19 protein-coding genes are annotated in these 17,628 nt (G+C 59.3%); 16 read left to right on the top strand and 3 right to left on the bottom strand.

All coding sequences use genetic code 11. The features are described from left to right. Positions 1-10 precede the first annotated feature (10 nt). From GLP52_RS11255 to GLP52_RS11230, 6 genes are all read left to right on the top strand, one after another. A complete protein-coding gene (locus GLP52_RS11255; RefSeq protein WP_237272427.1) occupies positions 11-1,129 on the top strand; it encodes an FAD-binding protein in 1,119 nt (372 codons plus the stop codon). Continuing rightward, positions 1,126-1,491 (top strand): hypothetical protein, encoded by a 366-nt coding sequence (locus GLP52_RS11250; RefSeq protein WP_237272426.1) that lies wholly within the window; start codon positions 1,126-1,128, stop codon positions 1,489-1,491. The genes GLP52_RS11255 and GLP52_RS11250 overlap by 4 nt, the downstream gene beginning before the upstream one ends. Before the next feature lie 44 nt (positions 1,492-1,535). Beyond that, positions 1,536-2,927 carry a glycolate oxidase subunit GlcF gene (gene glcF, locus GLP52_RS11245; protein ID WP_237272425.1) on the top strand — a complete coding sequence of 464 codons (1,392 nt, stop codon included), beginning with the start codon at positions 1,536-1,538 and terminating at the stop codon, positions 2,925-2,927. A 109-nt stretch (positions 2,928-3,036) separates the two neighbouring features. Then, complete coding sequence (locus GLP52_RS11240; RefSeq protein ID WP_093731568.1) at positions 3,037-3,825, top strand: trypsin-like serine peptidase; 789 nt, start codon at positions 3,037-3,039, stop codon at positions 3,823-3,825. A 161-nt stretch (positions 3,826-3,986) separates the two neighbouring features. Next, on the top strand, positions 3,987-4,457 hold the full coding sequence (locus GLP52_RS11235) for an Hsp20 family protein (protein WP_093731567.1): 471 nt from the start codon (positions 3,987-3,989) through the stop codon (positions 4,455-4,457). A 139-nt stretch (positions 4,458-4,596) separates the two neighbouring features. After that, the gene (locus tag GLP52_RS11230; protein WP_237272424.1) at positions 4,597-5,817 is read left to right on the top strand and encodes an aminotransferase-like domain-containing protein; all 1,221 of its coding nucleotides are present in this window, start codon (positions 4,597-4,599) and stop codon (positions 5,815-5,817) included. Between the two features lie 65 nt (positions 5,818-5,882). Here GLP52_RS11230 and GLP52_RS11225 read toward each other — a convergent pair whose 3' ends face one another. Beyond that, positions 5,883-7,358, bottom strand: coding sequence for an NAD-dependent succinate-semialdehyde dehydrogenase (locus GLP52_RS11225; protein ID WP_093731642.1), 1,476 nt, complete (start codon positions 7,356-7,358; stop codon positions 5,883-5,885). Positions 7,359-7,451: 93 nt separating this feature from the next. On the opposite strand from GLP52_RS11225, the gene GLP52_RS11220 reads away from it, so the two are divergent. The 6 genes from GLP52_RS11220 (at position 7,452) to GLP52_RS11195 (ending at position 11,823) form a co-directional block, all read left to right on the top strand. Then, positions 7,452-8,243: an alpha/beta hydrolase gene (locus GLP52_RS11220; RefSeq protein WP_093731565.1), complete on the top strand. Its 792-nt coding sequence runs from the start codon at positions 7,452-7,454 to the stop codon at positions 8,241-8,243. Between the two features lie 120 nt (positions 8,244-8,363). Further along, positions 8,364-9,587, top strand: coding sequence for an aminopeptidase P family protein (locus GLP52_RS11215; RefSeq protein ID WP_237272423.1), 1,224 nt, complete (start codon positions 8,364-8,366; stop codon positions 9,585-9,587). A 246-nt stretch (positions 9,588-9,833) separates the two neighbouring features. Continuing rightward, positions 9,834-10,055: a hypothetical protein gene (locus GLP52_RS11210; RefSeq protein ID WP_237273543.1), complete on the top strand. Its 222-nt coding sequence runs from the start codon at positions 9,834-9,836 to the stop codon at positions 10,053-10,055. Further along, positions 10,036-10,890, top strand: coding sequence for a histidine kinase dimerization/phosphoacceptor domain -containing protein (locus GLP52_RS11205; protein ID WP_237273542.1), 855 nt, complete (start codon positions 10,036-10,038; stop codon positions 10,888-10,890). The genes GLP52_RS11210 and GLP52_RS11205 overlap by 20 nt, the downstream gene beginning before the upstream one ends. A gap of 27 nt (positions 10,891-10,917) precedes the next feature. Further along, complete coding sequence (locus GLP52_RS11200) at positions 10,918-11,184, top strand: hypothetical protein (protein WP_237272421.1); 267 nt, start codon at positions 10,918-10,920, stop codon at positions 11,182-11,184. A gap of 12 nt (positions 11,185-11,196) precedes the next feature. Continuing rightward, positions 11,197-11,823, top strand: a complete 627-nt coding sequence (locus GLP52_RS11195) for a DUF1523 family protein (protein WP_093731561.1) — start codon at positions 11,197-11,199, stop codon at positions 11,821-11,823. Between the two features lie 54 nt (positions 11,824-11,877). Here GLP52_RS11195 and GLP52_RS11190 read toward each other — a convergent pair whose 3' ends face one another. Together GLP52_RS11190 and GLP52_RS11185 are read right to left on the bottom strand one after the other, a co-directional pair. Beyond that, positions 11,878-12,258, bottom strand: a complete 381-nt coding sequence (locus tag GLP52_RS11190) for a histidine triad nucleotide-binding protein (RefSeq protein WP_237272420.1) — start codon at positions 12,256-12,258, stop codon at positions 11,878-11,880. A gap of 9 nt (positions 12,259-12,267) precedes the next feature. Beyond that, positions 12,268-13,845, bottom strand: coding sequence for a DUF5928 domain-containing protein (locus GLP52_RS11185; protein ID WP_093731559.1), 1,578 nt, complete (start codon positions 13,843-13,845; stop codon positions 12,268-12,270). A 157-nt stretch (positions 13,846-14,002) separates the two neighbouring features. Here GLP52_RS11185 and GLP52_RS11180 point away from each other — a divergent pair, with 157 nt between their 5' ends. From GLP52_RS11180 to GLP52_RS11165, 4 genes are all read left to right on the top strand, one after another. Next, complete coding sequence (locus GLP52_RS11180; RefSeq protein WP_093731558.1) at positions 14,003-14,821, top strand: sulfotransferase family protein; 819 nt, start codon at positions 14,003-14,005, stop codon at positions 14,819-14,821. An 86-nt stretch (positions 14,822-14,907) separates the two neighbouring features. Then, a complete protein-coding gene (gene smpB, locus GLP52_RS11175) occupies positions 14,908-15,396 on the top strand; it encodes an SsrA-binding protein SmpB (protein ID WP_093731557.1) in 489 nt (162 codons plus the stop codon). Between the two features lie 146 nt (positions 15,397-15,542). Further along, on the top strand, positions 15,543-16,397 hold the full coding sequence (gene sseA, locus GLP52_RS11170) for a 3-mercaptopyruvate sulfurtransferase (protein ID WP_093731556.1): 855 nt from the start codon (positions 15,543-15,545) through the stop codon (positions 16,395-16,397). Beyond that, positions 16,397-17,581, top strand: a complete 1,185-nt coding sequence (locus GLP52_RS11165; RefSeq protein ID WP_237273541.1) for an amino acid aminotransferase — start codon at positions 16,397-16,399, stop codon at positions 17,579-17,581. The genes sseA and GLP52_RS11165 overlap by 1 nt, the downstream gene beginning before the upstream one ends. Positions 17,582-17,628: the final 47 nt, after the last annotated feature.

The following is a 17,628-nucleotide window of genomic DNA, read 5'->3' as shown; positions in this document are numbered from 1 at the left end:
GAGCCGAGACATGGCCATCACATCCGAAGAGGCGCTGGTCGATGCGGTCAAAGACGCCGCTGGCTCGATCTCGGTTCAGGGGGGCGGTACGCGTGGACTGCCTGCGACAGGTCAGGTTGTCAGCGTCGCGGGGCTGCAGGGGATCACGCTGTATGAGCCCGGTGCGCTGACGCTGGTCGCGAAACCGGGCACCCCTGTGGCCGAGATCGAAGAGGCGCTGGCCGCCGAGAACCAGCGCCTCGCGTTCGAGCCGATGGACCATCGCGGGCTGTTGGGCACCACCGGCACGCCCACCATCGGCGGCGTCATGGCGGGCAACATCAGCGGTCCGCGGCGTATTTCGGTCGGGGCCGCGCGGGATTTTCTGTTGGGGGTGCGCTTTGTCGACGGGCGCGGTGCCGTGGTCAAGAACGGTGGGCGCGTGATGAAGAACGTGACCGGCTATGATCTGGTCAAGCTGATGGCAGGGTCTTTTGGTACCCTTGGTGTGCTCAGCGAAGTGTCGATGAAGGTGCTGCCGCGTCCCGAGACGCAAGCGACGCTGGTTTTGCACGGCCTCGAGGACGCAGCCGCTGTCGCTGCGATGGCCCGCGCCCTTGGCAGTCCGTTCGAGGTGACAGGGGCCGCCCACGATCCCGCCACGCGCGAAACCGCGCTGCGGATTGAAGGGTTCGAGGCATCGGTCACCTACCGTCTGGAGCAGTTGCAATCGTTGCTCGCCGGCGCGGGGGCAAAGATTGAGCAACGCGACGCAGCGGCGACGCAGGCGATTTGGTCCGGCATCCGCGATGTAGCGGCCTTTCACGACGGGCAGGGCGATGTATGGCGCGTGTCGTGCAAACCCTCTGACGCGCCAGGGATCGCGGCGCGGTCGGGGGCAGAGCGCTGGACCTATGACTGGGCGGGCGGGCTGATCTGGCTGCGCAGCGCCGCGGGCCATGATCTGCGCGCGGCCATCGGGCCGATGGATGGGCATGCAACGCTTGTTCGGGCTGATGCGCAGACCAAGGTCCGCTTGGGCGTGTTCCACCCCGAACCCGCCGGTGTGGCGCGGCTGACAGCGGCCCTGCGAGCGCAGTTCGACCCCAAGAGCGTTTTTAACGCGAGTCAGCTGGACCGCGCGGCATGAGCTTGCTTGCGGTCTTCCTTGTCGTCTTTATCGGCGGGCCGTTGGTGTTTCGCCTCTTGATCCGTGGCAAGCCTGACCGGCGCAGCCTGCGTGCGCTGGTGCTCTTTGCCTTTCTCTGTGCCGTGGCGGGGATGGCGATACGCTATGGCGTGGCGCAGTATTGGGGCGAAAACCTGCTGGCGTCGATGGGGGCGATTGCCTGTATTTGGCTAGGCTGGATCGCCGTTCTGGCCTTTGTTGCGCAGGTGTTGCGCCGCGCCTATCCCGGCCCCGTCACGCAGCGATGGACCAATGTACTGGGGATCTTGGCCACCACGCTGCCGTGGTTCGGCCTGATCTGGGCAAGCACCGTCGCCGCTTAACTCTTACCTCGTCAGGGTCTCGTGCCCGCAATGCCGGAGCTTTCATGCAAACCACATTCACCGCAGAACAGTTGAAAAACCCCGCGACGGCACGCAGTAACGAAATTCTGCGCGCCTGTGTCCATTGCGGTTTTTGCACTGCCACATGTCCAACCTATCAGGTTCTGGGGGACGAATTGGATAGCCCGCGCGGGCGTATCTATCTGATTAAGGACATGCTCGAGAATGACCGCGATCCGGATGAAAAGACGGTCAAACATATCGACCGCTGCCTGTCCTGTCTGGCCTGTATGACGACTTGCCCCTCGGGCGTGCACTATATGCATCTGGTGGATCACGCCCGCGACTACATTGAAAAACGCTACAAACGGCGGTTCAGCGACCGTGCCTTGCGGTGGGTTCTGGCGCGTATCCTGCCGTATCCGACGCGGTTTCGGCTGGCGCTTCTGGGGGCCAAGATCGGGCGTCCGTTTGCGCGGCTGATGCCTGATGCGCGACTGCGTGCGATGCTCGAGATGGCACCCAAGACGATCCCGCCAGTCAGCCGCAACGACGACCCGCAAAGCTTCCCCGCCCAAGGGACACCGCGCACAAGGGTGGCGCTGATGACGGGCTGTGCGCAAAAGGCGCTGAACACCGATATCAACGACGCCACCATCCGCCTGCTGACACGGCAGGGCTGCGAGGTGGTCGTGGCCGAAGGCGCGGGCTGCTGTGGGGCGCTGACCCATCACATGGGCAAAACCAGCGAAAGCCATGCGACCGCCGCGCGCAACATCAAGGCGTGGTGCGCCGAGATGGACGGGGAGGGGCTCGATGCCATCGTTATCAACACGTCGGGCTGCGGGACCACGGTGAAAGACTACGGCCACATGTTCCGCAACGATCCGCTGGCGGCAGATGCGGCGCGGGTGGCGGCGATCGCCAAGGACGTGTCCGAGGTGCTGCACGATCTTGCGGGGGACGCAGACCCAGACGCCATGCCCAACCCCGCCAAGGGGGATATCGCGGGCATCGATGCGCCAAAGGCCCCCGCGCCCGCCCATCACAGCATCACGGTCGCCTACCACGCCGCCTGTTCGTTGCAGCACGGCCAGCAGATCAAGAGCTATCCCAAGGATTTGCTGAAACGTGCGGGCTTTACCGTGGTCGAGCCTGCGGATTCACACCTGTGTTGCGGGTCGGCGGGGACGTATAACCTGATGCAGCCCGAAATCTCTAAGCAATTGAAAGACCGCAAGGTCAAAACCCTGCAGGCCAAGAACCCCGACGTGATCGCGGCAGGCAATATCGGCTGCATGATGCAGATTGGATCGGCGGCGGGCGTGCCCGTGGTGCACACGGTAGAGCTGCTGGATTGGGCCTCGGGTGGGCCGAAGCCTCCGGCGCTGTCGCAAGAAAAAGGCGCAAACTTGCAGATTCCTCGGTTGAGATAGCGGTTTCGCCGCATTTTCGCCTTATCTCGGAAATACGAGGGACTTCATAAGACCTCATTTTGCCGAAGTAGGAGCGATATCCGTGCGCCGTTGGGTAGCTATTTCTATTATGTGTCTGACTGTGGCAACCGCCGGGCTTGCTCAGGATGGGCGGCTGCGCAGGCTGGATACGGGGGTGGATGCCGGCGCGTGGGAGGCCGTGGGCCGTCTGGATATCCGCGGCAAGGGCTTTTGCACCGGTGCGTTGATCGCGCCCCGGCTGGTGCTGACGGCAGCGCATTGCCTGTATGACAAAGACAGCAAACAACGCATTGACCACTCAGAAGTCGAATTTCTGGCAGGTTGGCGCAACGGACGGGCGGGCGCGTACCGGAACGTGCGCCGTGCAGTGGTACATCCCGACTATGTCTATGATGGCGTCGTGTCGTCGGACCGCGTGCGCAACGATCTGGCGCTGCTGGAGCTCGACCGCCCGATCCGTAACACCACGATCAAACCTTTCGACACAGCCCGCCGCCCGCGACAAGGCGACCAGCTGGGTGTCGTCAGCTATGCCAAGGACCGCTCCGAGGCTCCGTCCCTGCAAGAGGTCTGCAGCGTTTTGGCCCGCCAAGAGGGCGTGCTGGTCACCACATGCTCCGTCGATTTCGGAGCCAGCGGTGCGCCGATTTTTACCTTCGAAAACGGTGTGCCGCAGATTGTGTCGGTGGTGTCTGCCAAGGCAAATGTCGACAACAAGGAAGTGTCGCTTGGCACCGCACTTGGCGCGCCGTTGGCCCGTCTTCAGGCCGATCTGGTCGCGGGCAAAGGGGTGTTTCTACGTGGAGGCACCGTCAGCAAACGCATCACATCAGAGGATCGCCGCCGCACCACAGGCGCGAAATTCATCAAACCCTGATTCAGATATCGCGTGCCTGTTTTTCGGCCCTTGAAACGCGATTTACCCAACCCCACATTCACTTCACCGGAACGCCTTTGAAAGGGTTTCGGACAGCAACCCAAGGCCTGTCCATGATGGAAGGTCTGACCATATTATCGCTCAAACGAGGATGAATACCTATGCGTAGTTTTGATTTTGCACCGCTGCACCGTTCGACTGTCGGCTTTGACCAAATCGCCAACCTGATGGACCGCGTGATGGCCAGCGACGTGCCGCAGCCGAGCTATCCCCCCTATAATATCGAAAAGCTGGACGATGATTCCTATCGTATCAGCATCGCCGTCGCCGGTTTCACCGAAGGTGATCTGAGCGTCGAAGTGCGTGAAAAGTCGCTGATCGTGTCGGCCCGCAAAGTCGATAAGGATACGGATAAAACCTATCTGCATCGCGGCATTGCGACCCGTGCGTTTGAACGTCGCTTCCATTTGGCCGACCACGTGCAGGTCACCGGTGCGGCCCACGCCGACGGTATGCTGCATATCGATTTGGAACGTCAGGTGCCCGAAGCGCTGAAGCCGCGCCAGATCCAGATCTCGCGCGCGCGCAAAGCGATCGAAAAGGATGTAGTTGACGCGAATACCGTCAACTAAGGCACTTTCAGTGCGATAGACGAAGCCCGGTGCATCTGCGCCGGGCTTTTTGTGCGCGCATGGGGTCTAGGTCACAGTTGTTGACTTAAAATACCGCTGCCGTCAGAGTGCCCCGATCCAGTCGGGGGAGGAACGCGGGATGTCATTACAGGAAATTTTTGCCACACGCGCCACACGCATGAAGGCGTCGGAAATTCGCGAGCTTCTCAAGCTGTTGGATCAGCCTGATATAATCTCTTTTGCTGGTGGCATTCCCGATCCTGATCTGTTCCCGAAGGCCGCGTTTCAGGACGCCTTTGCCGAGGCGCTGAACGGGCCGATGGCGGCGCAGGGGTTGCAGTATTCCACCAGCGAGGGGCACAAACCTTTGCGCGTCTGGATCGCGGCGCAGATGCAGGCGATCGGTATTCCCGCGGCGCCGGACAACATTCTGATCACATCAGGCTCGCAGCAGGCGTTGGATTATCTGGGCAAGCTGTTCCTGTCGCCCGGTGATACGGCGCTGGTGGGCTGGCCGACGTATCTGGGGGCCTTGGGGGCCTTTAACGCTTACGAGCCGCGCTATGACAAGCTTGATCCGCTGAGCAACCGCAGCGGCGCGGATTATACCGCTGCCGCGAAGGATGCAGGCGGGGCGGCAAAGTTCGCCTATCTCTCCGTCGATTTTGCCAACCCTACCGGTGCCACCGTCAGCCGTGCCGCGCGCGAACGGGTGATTGATCTGGCCGAGGAGATGGAGATCGCGGTGATCGAAGACGCGGCCTATCAATCCCTGCGTTTCGACGGGGACCCGATCCCGCCGATTCTCGCGCTGGAGGCAGCGCGCAAAGGCGGCGATCTTGAAGCCTGCCGTACGATCTATTGTGGCAGCTTTTCCAAAACGTTGTCGCCGGGGCTGCGCGTTGGATGGGTCTGTGCCGCCATGCCCGTGATTTCGCAGCTGGTATTGATGAAGCAAGCTGCCGATCTGCACAGTGCCACGTTGAACCAGATCGCAATATCGTCGGTCGCAGAGCAGCATTTCGAGAGCCATATCGACACGATCCGCAGCGCCTATCGCGCCCGTCGGGATGCGATGCTTGCGGCATTGGAAGCCCATATGCCCAAAGGCGTGAGCTGGACCAAGCCCGAAGGCGGCATGTTCATCTGGGTGACGTTGCCCGACACGCTGGACGGGGCCGAACTGCTGAAGCAGTCGCTGGAAAGCGAACGGGTCGCCTTTGTGCCGGGGCACGCGTTTTTCGCGGATGGGTCGGGGCGCAATACGCTACGACTGAGCTATTCGACCTCGACCGAAGACAAGATTGCTGAAGGGATCGAGCGCTTGGGCCAGTTGATCTCCCGTGCGCTAAACGTCTGACTACCAAGAAAAACGGGCGGCAGGATCACCCCGCCGCCCGTTTTCACATTTCCAATATCCGCAGGTCAGACCGACATGCAGATGTATTTCATTTCTAAGTAGTCTTCGATCCCGTGGTGGCTGCCTTCGCGGCCCAGACCGGACTGTTTGACGCCGCCAAACGGCGCGACCTCGGTCGAGATGATGCCGGTGTTCACGCCCACGATGCCATACTCCAGCGCCTCGGCGACCTTGTACACGCGGCTCAGGTCTTTGGCGTAGAAGTAGGACGCAAGACCAAAGATCGTATCATTGGCCATTGCGATCACGTCGTCTTCGTTGTCGAATTTGAACAGCGGTGCCAGCGGGCCAAAGGTTTCCTCTTTCGAGACCTTCATATCCTGCGTCACACCCGTGATGATGGTCGGGGCCAAGAAATTGCCGCCCATCTTCTCTTCTTTGCTGCCCAGCAGGATTTCAGCGCCTTTCGACAGCGCGTCCTCGACATGCTCTTTCACTTTTTCGGAGGCATCGCCGTTGATCAGCGGCCCCAGTTCTACGCCGTCTTCAAAGCCGTCACCGACCTTCATCTTTTCGACGCGGGCCTTCAGCTTTGCGGCAAAGGCGTCATAGACACCGGCCTGCACATAGATGCGGTTTGCACAGACGCAGGTCTGGCCGTTGTTGCGGAACTTGCACAGGATCGCGCCTTCGACAGCGGCGTCCAGATCGGCATCGTCAAACACGATGAACGGCGCATTGCCCCCCAGCTCCATCGAGCATTTCATGACCTGATCGGCAGCCTGTTTCAGCAGGATGCGGCCCACTTCGGTTGATCCGGTAAAGGTCAGTTTGCGCACGGCGGGGTTTTCGCAGAATTCCTTGCCCACGGCGGAGGAGGACGAGGATGGCACCACATTGAACACGCCCGCGGGGATGCCTGCACGTTCGGCGAGCACACCCATGACGATCGCCGACAGCGGTGTTTCCGCAGCAGGGCGCGCAACAAAGGCGCAACCGGCGGCCAGCGCGGGCGCGGCTTTGCGGGTGATCATCGCGTTGGGGAAGTTCCACGGGGTGATCGAGGCGGCAACGCCGATGGGCTGCTTGATCACGGTAATCCGCTTGTCGCGCTGGTGGCCCGGGATGGTTTCGCCGTACACACGTTTGGCTTCTTCGCCGAAGAATTCGATGAACGACGCACCATAGGCGATCTCGCCCTTGGCTTCGCCCAAGGGCTTGCCTTGTTCAGCAGTCAGGATGGTGCCCAGATCGTCTTGATTATCCATCATCAGGTCGAACCATTTGCGCATGACGCCGGCACGTTCCTTGCCGGTCCAGCTGGCCCATTCCTTTTGCGCCTTTTCCGCCTGGGCGATGGCACCGGCCACCTGCGCACGGCTGAGGTTGGCCACCTTGGCGATCACATCGCCGCGGGCGGGGTTCACCACATCAAAGGTGCCATCATCGCCATCGACCCATTCACCGCCGATATAGGCGCGGGTTTCCAACAGGCTGGGATCTTTGAGCATTGATTTTAGGTCAGTCTTTGCGTCAGTCATTTTGATCTCTCCGCTTTTGTCTGTGGTACCCAAAGCAACATTCGCTATGATTGTCTAGTTCCACATCATTAAGGGACGCTGACGGAGGACCACATGCAGCTAGACGACGCCTATGCAAACGCCGCTTATATCGAGAACGCAGAGGCATTTCCGCCCCGCTGGCAAAAGGCTGCAGCGGCATTCCGCAAGAAGCTGGGATTTCGTGCGCAAAAGAACATCTCGTACGGGCCGACGGACCGCGAGGTGTTTGATCTTTTCGAACCCGAAGGCGTGTCACGCGGCACCGTAATCTTTATCCACGGCGGCTATTGGAAGGCCTTTGCCCCTGCCGATTGGTCACATCTGGCCGCTGGTCCATTGGCGCGCGGTTATGCGGTTGCGATGGTCGGCTATGATCTATGTCCCGATGTGCGGATCGCTCAGATCACGGGGCAGGTCGCCCGCGCCATCAGTGAAATCGCGAAACGGACGCAAGGCGCTTTGGCTTTGGTAGGGCATTCCGCCGGCGGGCAGCAGGTCGCACGGATGACCGACCCCCTGATCCTGTCCGGAGACGTGCGTGACCGCATCGATAATATCGTCGCCATCTCGCCCGTGGCAGATTTGATGCCGCTGCTGCAGACCTCTATGAACGAGATCTTGAAACTGGACGAAGCCGAAGCAACCGCTGAAAGCCCAGTCAACATGACCCCCCCGCATGGGGTGAATGTTACGATTTGGGTCGGTGCCAATGAACGCCCCGCTTTCCTTGAGCAAGCCGAGCAGTTTTCGCGTGTTTGGGGGGCCAAGCAGTTCGTCGTCGAGGGGCGGCACCATTTTGATATAATCGATCTGCTTGAAGATCCCGAAAGCGATATGGTGAAAGCGCTGCTTGGGATAAAGTGAGCCTTGATCGGACGGCGTAAATCGGCGAAACAGGGGGCGGGTTTGGACGATGGCGTCGTCCAGCATTTCACGGCCCTTGCGTCCTGCACGCCGGGACCTTTCTGAGAAGGAGGGTCTGATATGACCAATTCATCCAAAACCGCACGTCCCGATATGTACCGTTTCGACAACGGCACGAAGTCCCCGCTGCCGTTCGACGCCGCCGAATACGAAGCACGTCTGGAAGAACTGCGCGAACGCATGGATGCGGCCGGTGCGACGGCTGCGGTTTTCACGTCGATGCACAATATCGCCTATTATTCGGGCTTTCTGTACTGCGCCTTTGGCCGCCCCTATGGGCTGGTGGTAACAGAGACAGAATGTGTGACCATTTCGGCGGGCATTGACGCAGGCCAGCCGTGGCGGCGCAGCTTTGCCGACAACATCACCTACACCGACTGGCAGCGCGACAATTACTGGCGCGCAGTGGCGTCGGTCACGGGCAAGGGCGCGACGATTGGCTATGAGGGCGACCACCTGACCCTGATGCAGCGCGACAAGCTGGAAGATTTCCTAGAGCCGGTGGTGATGATCGACCTGTTCGAGACCACGATGCGCCAGCGGATGCATAAATCTCCGGCAGAAATCGCGTTGATCCGGCAGGCGGCTCAAGTGGCCGATGTGGGCGGCTATGCGATCCGCGATGCCGTTAAGGTTGGCGCGCGCGAGATCGACATTGCCATGGCCGGCCGCGACGCGATGGAGCTTGAGATCGCCAAGCGGTTCCCTGACGCCGAATACCGCGACACATGGGTGTGGTTCCAATCCGGCATCAACACCGACGGCGCGCATAATCCGGTCACCGCACGGCAGCTGCAACGCGGTGATATTCTGTCGCTGAACACCTTCCCGATGATCTCGGCCTATTACGTGGCGCTGGAACGCACCCTGTTCGCCGGAGATGTGGACCCCGCGAGCCTGAAGATATGGGAAGCCAACGTCGCAGCCCATGAATACGGGATGAGCCTGCTGAAACCCGGTGTCAGCTGCGCCGATGTGACCCACAAGATCAACGCCTTCCTCGAAGAACGTGACCTGCTACAATACCGCACCTTTGGCTATGGCCACTCGTTCGGCGTGCTGTCGCATTTCTATGGCCGCGAAGCGGGGCTGGAGCTGCGCGAGGACATCGACACGGTGCTGGAACCCGGTATGGTCATCTCGATGGAGCCGATGTTGACCCTTCCCGAAGGCCAGCCAGGCGCGGGCGGCTACCGCGAACATGACATTCTGGTGATTACCGAAGACGGCAACGACAACATCACAGGTTACCCTTATGGCCCTGATTTCAACGTCGTAGGATAAATGCAGTGCCCCCCATTTTTCGGGGGGCACCCGTTTGCCCAGGGGGGCGGATGACCCCGGCGGGACAAATCGGGAATACGGCTTGACGTATACCATAACGTAGATATTTTGACCCATCGCTGTCGCAGGGTGGGGTGACAGGCCATATGCGTTCTGTCCTCCGATCTGTGGGGTTGTAAAAAGTGCTTTCTGCACGCCGTTTCGTGAGTATTGTCGATGAAAGCATCTTTAATTAAGCAAGAAGAAATGCGCCTCGCGTTGCTGCGAGGGTATAACATTCTAGACACGTCGCCCGAAGAAGGGTTCGACGACATCACCCGCCTCGCCGCAGAGATTTGCGAGGTGCCGATTGCGCTGATCTCTCTCGTGGATGATGATCGCCAGTGGTTTAAATCCAAAATCGGGTTAGAGATTGACGGCAGCGACATCACCGATAGCATTTGCGCCCATGCCATTGCGGGGGGATGATTACCTCGAGGTGAACGACACCACCATCGACCCGCGCACAGCTGACAATAATTTCGTCACCGGCGACGACTCTATCCGGTTTTACGCCGGCGCGCTGTTGGAAGACGACAGGAACCTGCCGCTTGGTACCCTGTGCGTGCTCGACAGAAAACCGCACCAGCTGAACGACTTTCAACGGCGTGCTCTTAAGGTTCTGGCGGGGCAGGCGATGCGGCAGATCGAATTGCACAAGGCGCTGGCCGATGCCGAAGTCTTGCGCAAGGAAGTCGACCACCGCGTGAAAAACTCGCTCCAGTCGCTGGAGGCGTTGATCCGCATCCAGATCAGAAGCGAAAAATCCCCCGAGGCCCGCGCTGCACTCGACACCATTCAGGGGCGTCTTTCGACCATCAGCAGCCTGCACGAAGCTTTGTATCTGACCGACACCGGTGCAGCAGTGGATATCGCGGCCTTCTTGCGAAAGGTTGCGCATTCTACCAGCCAACAGATGCCAGATGGGGTACATCTGACCGTAGAGGTGGAACCGACGCATCTGTCGTCGCGTAGCGCGTCCTCTGTCGGGATGATCGTGAACGAGGCGATGACCAATGCTGCGAAATACGCCTATGAGGGCCGCAAACGCGGGACGTTTGAGCTGCGCGGTGAACGCAAGGATGGTTTTTACCACCTGAGCTGCATTGACGATGGCCCCGGTATTCCCAACAATCAGACAGCCGGCACAGGCCTTGGTATGCGCATTCTGCTTGCCGCGGCACAACAATTGGGCGGAGAGCTGGTAACGCCCGAACGTGAAAGCGGCGGCGAGTTAAAGGTCACCTGGCCGTTGACCGACTAGCACGCGACACAAAAGAGGCTCAGGCATATGCTGGCTTTGCTAAAGTTGATCGTTATCGGTTTTGTCGTTCTGACCATCTTCTATATCGCGCTGTCGATTTATTCTCGTCGGGTCCGGCGGGGCAAACTGCATCAAAAGTGGTCGGCGGGACCGCGCCTTGTGGATCGCGACACATTCGTGCAACGAGGGCTCAAGCGATATGACGGGTCAATCCGCCGCAAGCTGATCCTTGGGGTCTATGTTGTCCCGGTGGGGCTGGTCATCCTGACCGTCTACCTCACCAACTTTAATTAAGGGGAAACGCCGATGGCGATTATCAAATGGGCCTTTTGGGGTGTGATCTGGCTGATCATTGCCGGGTTCTTTCACTATACGTTGCCTCAGGTCGATATCGTGCGGATCACCGACACCTATGAAAAGCGCATCGATTTTGGCGATAATTCGATCTTCTGGTCGAACGCTGATGTGGGCAACAGCACCGCCGTAGGCAACCGCGACGTGTTCTTTATCCAGTCGCGTCGGGCCAAGGGCGACGTTATGGTCTATCGCAACGAAGACACCGGCTGGGGCTGGCCGCCGTATTTCAAGTTCGACACGACGAACCTGCAGGCCGAAGCGTCCGATCTGAAATCCGCCGCGGGGACCCCGAAGTATGTCGCGCTGAAACACTATGGTTGGCGGAATGAATTCCTGTCGATCTTTCCCAATGCGGTGTCTGTACGTCCAGTGGACGGGCCGGATGCAAGCAAGGGCATCCGTTTCCTGAACATCATCATCCTGATCCTGTTCGCGGCGCTGGTGTATGCGATCTGGGTACGCTGGCGTCGGTTCAGACGCGCCCGCATCGACCCGACGCTCGAGCGGCTGGAAGACGATATCGCCGAAAAGCAGGGGCGTTTTGCACGTTGGCGGGCGGGCCGCAAAAACAAATAAGCGCGGCGCGAGATCACGCCGCGCCCGTCGCGCTTGGTCTTGAGGTGGTGGCGGTCAGCTGGGGCGCGCCACCATGCGCCCCATGGGTCGGCCACCCAGGATATGCACATGCAAATGCGGAACCTCTTGGACGCCATGGGCACCTGCATTGGCGATCATGCGAAAGCCTTCGCCCGCATCCAGCGTGACGCCTTCGGCTTTGCACACCTCCGAAATGGCGCGGACATAGCCGACGATTTCGGCATCGGTTGCCTCTGCCGCGAAGTGGTCAAAGCTGATATACGGCCCCTTGGGGATCACCAGCACATGCGTGGGGGCCTGCGGTTCAATGTCCCGAAACGCCAGCGCGTATTCGGAATCGTAAACCGTGTTGTTCGGAATTTCGCCGCGCAGGATTTTCGCAAAGATGTTCTGATCGTCGTAAATATAGGCCATGGGCAGTCCTCAGTCGGTAAAAAGATGGTGGGTCTCGGCGATGGGGCGTGCCTGCTCCGGCGATATGCGCAGAAAGGCGGCGAGCGCTTCGGTGTTTTCCTGTGCCGAGGCTGTTTCGCGCACGCGGGCGTAGTTTTCGAACTGCGCGTCGCGGATACGATCGGATTCCAGCGTCAGATCATTGCGGATCGTGGGCAAAAGCCGCTCTAGTGTGTCGACAGAGGTGCGCTCGCCCGCCAGCCCGACACGCTTGGCATGCCCGACAAGGTAGTCGTCCGAGAACTGGCATTCGATCTCCAGCACCCGCGTGACCGATCTGTCAGCGGCAAAGTCGTTCAGCAAATCGATATCACCGGGGTCCATGCAGACGATCAGCTGGTCGGTGTCGTAATAATCAAACAGCATGCGCATCAAAGACCGACGGTGACGGGTGCGCTTGCCCAAGGAGTTCTGGATACCACCCAGATCGGGCAGGGCGGTGTCCTGTTCGCTGAAAAGGTATTCGAGCGCAGGCAGGTTGGTCGCCTGACGCATCTGTTCAAGCACGCGTTTGGCCACATGCCATTTCTTGCACACCACGATCAGCAACGCGCGTTCGCGCCCCAGCGTGCTTTCCTTTTCCCAAAAACGGGTGGCAAAGCGCCGCCCGATCCGACCTCGACCGGTGAGGAACTTGAACAGGTTGCGCCCCTCGTTGCTGATCTGAACCTCGACATCGCGGGCCGAATACAGCAACCCGAGCCGACGCTTCAGGTCCAGCGCCTCGCTGCTAATCTTGCGGGCAAATAGATAATCCTGCGACAGCAAAAGATCGTAGTGATCGTTATAGAATGTCACCGGCATTCCGTAATCGGTGAACATCAGGAACGTCAGGGTGCGCACGCGTAATTCGGCTTCGGGCACGATATGGCGTACGATGGTCTGGAAAAACGTCTCGTCCGGGATCCAGGTTGTCCTGAAGAACCGCATCACATCCTTGCGCGCACGGGTGAATGCGATCACGGCTTCGACGGTCTGACGGCGCAGACACCACCACTGACTGCCGATCTGGATCTGCAGGTCCGCAGGTATCTCGCGCGTCAGGCCAAGGCGCTTTTGCAGCTCGAACATGCCATAGAACCGCTTTTTCTGGGTGCGCTCATTGAACCAGTGCCGATAGATCAGCCGTTCTTCTTTCCAGCCGGTCTTGATCCAGTCGCTTTCAAAATAGTCAAAGCTCTCGATGAAGTCATAATCATTATCGTCGAGGTAATCGTGGATGTATTCGGCGGATTTGATTGGCATGCAATCGCCCGACAGCATGTAGAAGTGTGTGGCGCGCGGGAAGGCGTCGATCGCGCTTTCGACCGCGTTCAGCGTCGCTTGCACCAGCGACCATTCCCCCCAGCCGCAGCGGATGCGTTTGCTGGCAAATGTCACATTCGGGTTCTTGCCAAGCGTCTGGGTGATCTGGGCGAAATCAGACGGGTTGGCCGAAGCGTCAAAGTGGATCGACATATAGTCACCAGACGCCGTTAATCTCTCCGCTTGCTTGATGACGGCAAGGGGGTCTTTATGACACAAAAGGATATAGGCTATGCTGGCCATCGCGAAACACGCATCCCCTCTGCTCTGGACGAGTTTGTTAGATAAAGGCGAACAGCGATTGAATAAACCACGAATATTTGCTTTTTCTTTATTTGGGCCATTCTGTCGCCATAAATGGCAGCATAAGTACAAAAAAATTTAGGAGGCCGAGCCGAATATGGGTTTTCCAGGGACATGGATGACAGAAAGCGAGAGCGTGGTGTACCGGGTGGTGCCCAAATGCGCCTGCTCGACCATTGGACAAATCATGTTCTATTCGGATCATGGCGAATTCTTTGATGGGGATATCCACGATTCAAAATCGGGGATGCACAAATGGGCGCAAGACGCGTCCCAGCCGCTGATCACGAACAACGTGGAAAACCACAATTCCTTCGCGTTCACGTGCGTGCGCAACCCTTACACGCGGATTCTAAGCTCTTTCTTTGACAAGATTTGCGGTATTCAACGGAATGGGCGCCGTTACCGCGGCAATCTGGTGCCGCTTTTGATGCAGAAATATGGGATCGAAGTCGGCGGCGATGACGGCAAGCAAGAGTTTGACCAGATCGCCAGCTTCCGCCGGTTCTTGCTGTTTGCCCGCGACACCATCCGCTGGCGTCGGCCCATGGACCCCGACATTCACTGGTCTGCGCAATCGGGCCATGTCAGTACGTTCATTGTGAACGGCGGCACCTACGACAAGATCATCTGGACCGAGAAATTCAATGACGGCATGCAAAGCGTTCTGGACGCTATCGACACGCCCCATCCCGTCAATCTCGGTGATATCCCGCGCTTTAACGAATCCGAAGGTCACGGCCCCAAACGCGCCCATCCGGTAGAAGACTACTTTGACGATCTGTCGATGCATCTTGTGCGCGAAATCTTTAAACGGGATTTCGAGCTGTTCAAATACGACTTCGACAACCCGGCAAACAAGATGCCCACGGGCGAGATCGACCTTGCAGAGGTACATGCCAAGCTGGGGGACTAAACTGTCGGCGGGGCGCGCAGGCACCCGCCGCGCAAACCCCGCAGCTGCATCTTGCGCGCAGCGCCGTGACGCCCTACATCCTTGGCATGTCACAGGTTAAATCATCTTCCAAATCGGACCCGAACTACAAGGTCATCGCAGAAAACCGCCGGGCGCGGTTTGATTACGCTATCGACGACGACGTTGAATGCGGCATCATCCTTGAAGGCTCCGAGGTGAAATCCCTGCGCAATGGCGGCGCCAACATCGCCGAAAGCTATGCCGCCGTGGAAGATGGCGAGCTGTGGTTGGTGAATTCCTACGTCGCGCCCTATACGCAGGCCAAGACATTTACCCACGAAGAGCGCCGTCGCCGCAAGCTGCTAGTGTCCAAAAAACAGTTGTCGCACCTGTGGAATGAAACCCAACGCAAGGGCATGACGCTGGTGCCAATGGTGATGTATTTCAATCACCGCGGCATGGCCAAGATCAAGATAGGCATCGCCAAGGGTAAGAAACTGCACGACAAACGCGAAACTGCCGCCAAACGGGATTGGTCACGGCAAAAGCAACGTCTGCTGAAAGACCACGGCTAAGGCCTGCTCATTGGCGTTTACCCTGCTGAACTGGTAACTCCTTATTCATTTTCGGCTTATGCTGCATGTGCACTACCACGGGCTCTTGCTTGCGGGGGCCGTCGCGGGTAGGCATTGAAAAACCTGTTCTAAAAGGGGGTGGACCCATGGCTGACAACCCGAAAACGCTTGTTTCAACCGATTGGCTGGCACAGCACCTCAAGGATCCGGACCTGCGCTTGCTGGACGCATCATGGTATTTGCCCGATGCGGGGCGTGACCCCAAAGCCGACTACAACCAAGCGCATATTCCCGGTGCCCGCTTCTTTGACATCGATGAAATCTCGGATGCGCGGTCGGACATGCCGCATATGGCACCGCCTGCGGAAAAGTTCATGTCGCGGATGCGTGCTTTGGGTGTGGGCGACGGGCATCAGGTGGTGATCTATGACGGATCCGGGCTGCTGTCTGCTGCGCGCGTGTGGTGGCTGTTTCGCTTGATGGGCCAGGAAAATGTGGCCGTGCTGGACGGTGGCTTGCCCAAATGGGTCGCCGAAGGCCGCCCGACCGAAGACATGCCGCCGATCCCGCGCGACCGTCACATGACCGTGCGGTTCCAGAACCAGCTGGTGCGCGACGTGACACAGGTGGCACAAGCTTCGAAACTCAGGGCACCACAAATCGTTGATGCCCGCGCAGCCGCCCGCTTCCGCGGCGAGGCCCCCGAGCCACGCGAAGGTCTGCGCGCAGGTCACATCCCCGGTTCGCGCAACCTGCCCTACACAGAGCTGCTGAACGACGACAAAACACTGAAATCCGTAGCCGAGACCAAAGCTGCATTCGAGGCAGCAGGGATCGACCTGACGCAGCCCGTGATCACCACCTGCGGGTCGGGCATCACTGCCGCCATACTAGCGTTGGCATTGGAACGGATAGGCCACACCGATTGGTCCCTTTACGATGGATCTTGGGCAGAATGGGGGATGTTCCCCACCGTGCCCGTTGCGACCGGAGACGCATAATGTTCGAAACCCTACAGGCGCAGCCTGCCGATAAAATCCTTGCCTTGATGCAGATGTACAAGGACGACCCTCGCGAGACCAAGATCGACCTTGGTGTGGGCGTATACAAGGATGCCACGGGGCTGACGCCCGTCATGCGCGCGGTCAAGGCGGCTGAACACCAACTGTGGGAAGCTCAGAACAGCAAGGCCTATACCGGTCTGGCTGGCGATCCTGCCTTTGGCGATGCGATGGTGCAGATGGTGCTTGGCGATGCGGTCCCCCGCGCACAAGTGGCTGCGGCTGCGACGCCGGGCGGGACCGGCGCGATCCGTCAGGCATTCGAACTGATCCAGATGGCCCGCCCGAGCGCACGGGTCTTTGTGTCCAACCCGACATGGCCGAACCACCTGTCGATCCTCAAGTATCTGGGGATGGAAATGGTGCCATATCGTTATTTCGACGACGACACCCGGGGCGTTGACTTCGATGGCATGATCGCCGACCTCAAGACCGCGCAAAAAGGCGATGTGGTCCTGCTGCACGGCTGCTGCCACAACCCGACAGGGGCCAACCTGAACGCGGCTGAATGGGATGCGGTGATCAAGGTTCTGCAAGACACCGGTGCCACCCCGATGATCGACATCGCCTATCAGGGCTTTGGCGACGGGCTGGACGCTGATGCGGCGGCCACGCGCAAGGTCGCGGCAGCGGTGCCTGAATGTCTGATCGCGGCAAGCTGCTCCAAGAACTTCGGGATTTACCGCGAACGCACCGGCATCCTGATGGCGCTTTCGGCAGACACCTCGGCGCAAAAGCTGAACCAGGGCACGCTGGCCTTCCTCAATCGCCAGAACTTCAGCTTCCCGCCAGATCACGGTGCCCGCATCGTCACCACCATCCTGAACGACGATGCCTTGCGCAGCGACTGGATGGCCGAGCTCGAAGACATCCGGAACACCATGCTGGGTCTGCGCACCCAACTCGCAGGCGAGCTTCAGCGCTTGTCCGGCTCGGACCGCTTTGGCTTTCTCGCCGATCACCGTGGCATGTTCTCGCGCCTTGGTACCACGTCTGAAATGGTCGACAAGCTGCGCGAAGACCACGGCATCTATATGGTGGGCGACAGCCGCATGAATATCGCCGGCCTGAACGCTGAAACCGTACCGATCCTCGCCAAAGCGATCATCGAGGTCGGCATCTAAACCGCCTGCCGCTTCACCCTTTTAAAAATACTCAAACCGCCGCGCTG

Origin of the sequence: Sulfitobacter sp. M22 (genome assembly GCF_021736025.1) — a bacterium.
Lineage (GTDB): Bacteria > Pseudomonadota > Alphaproteobacteria > Rhodobacterales > Rhodobacteraceae > Sulfitobacter > Sulfitobacter litoralis.
The sequence above is the reverse complement of the archived record's forward strand: the minus strand, read 5'-3'. Positions and strand labels throughout refer to the sequence as shown.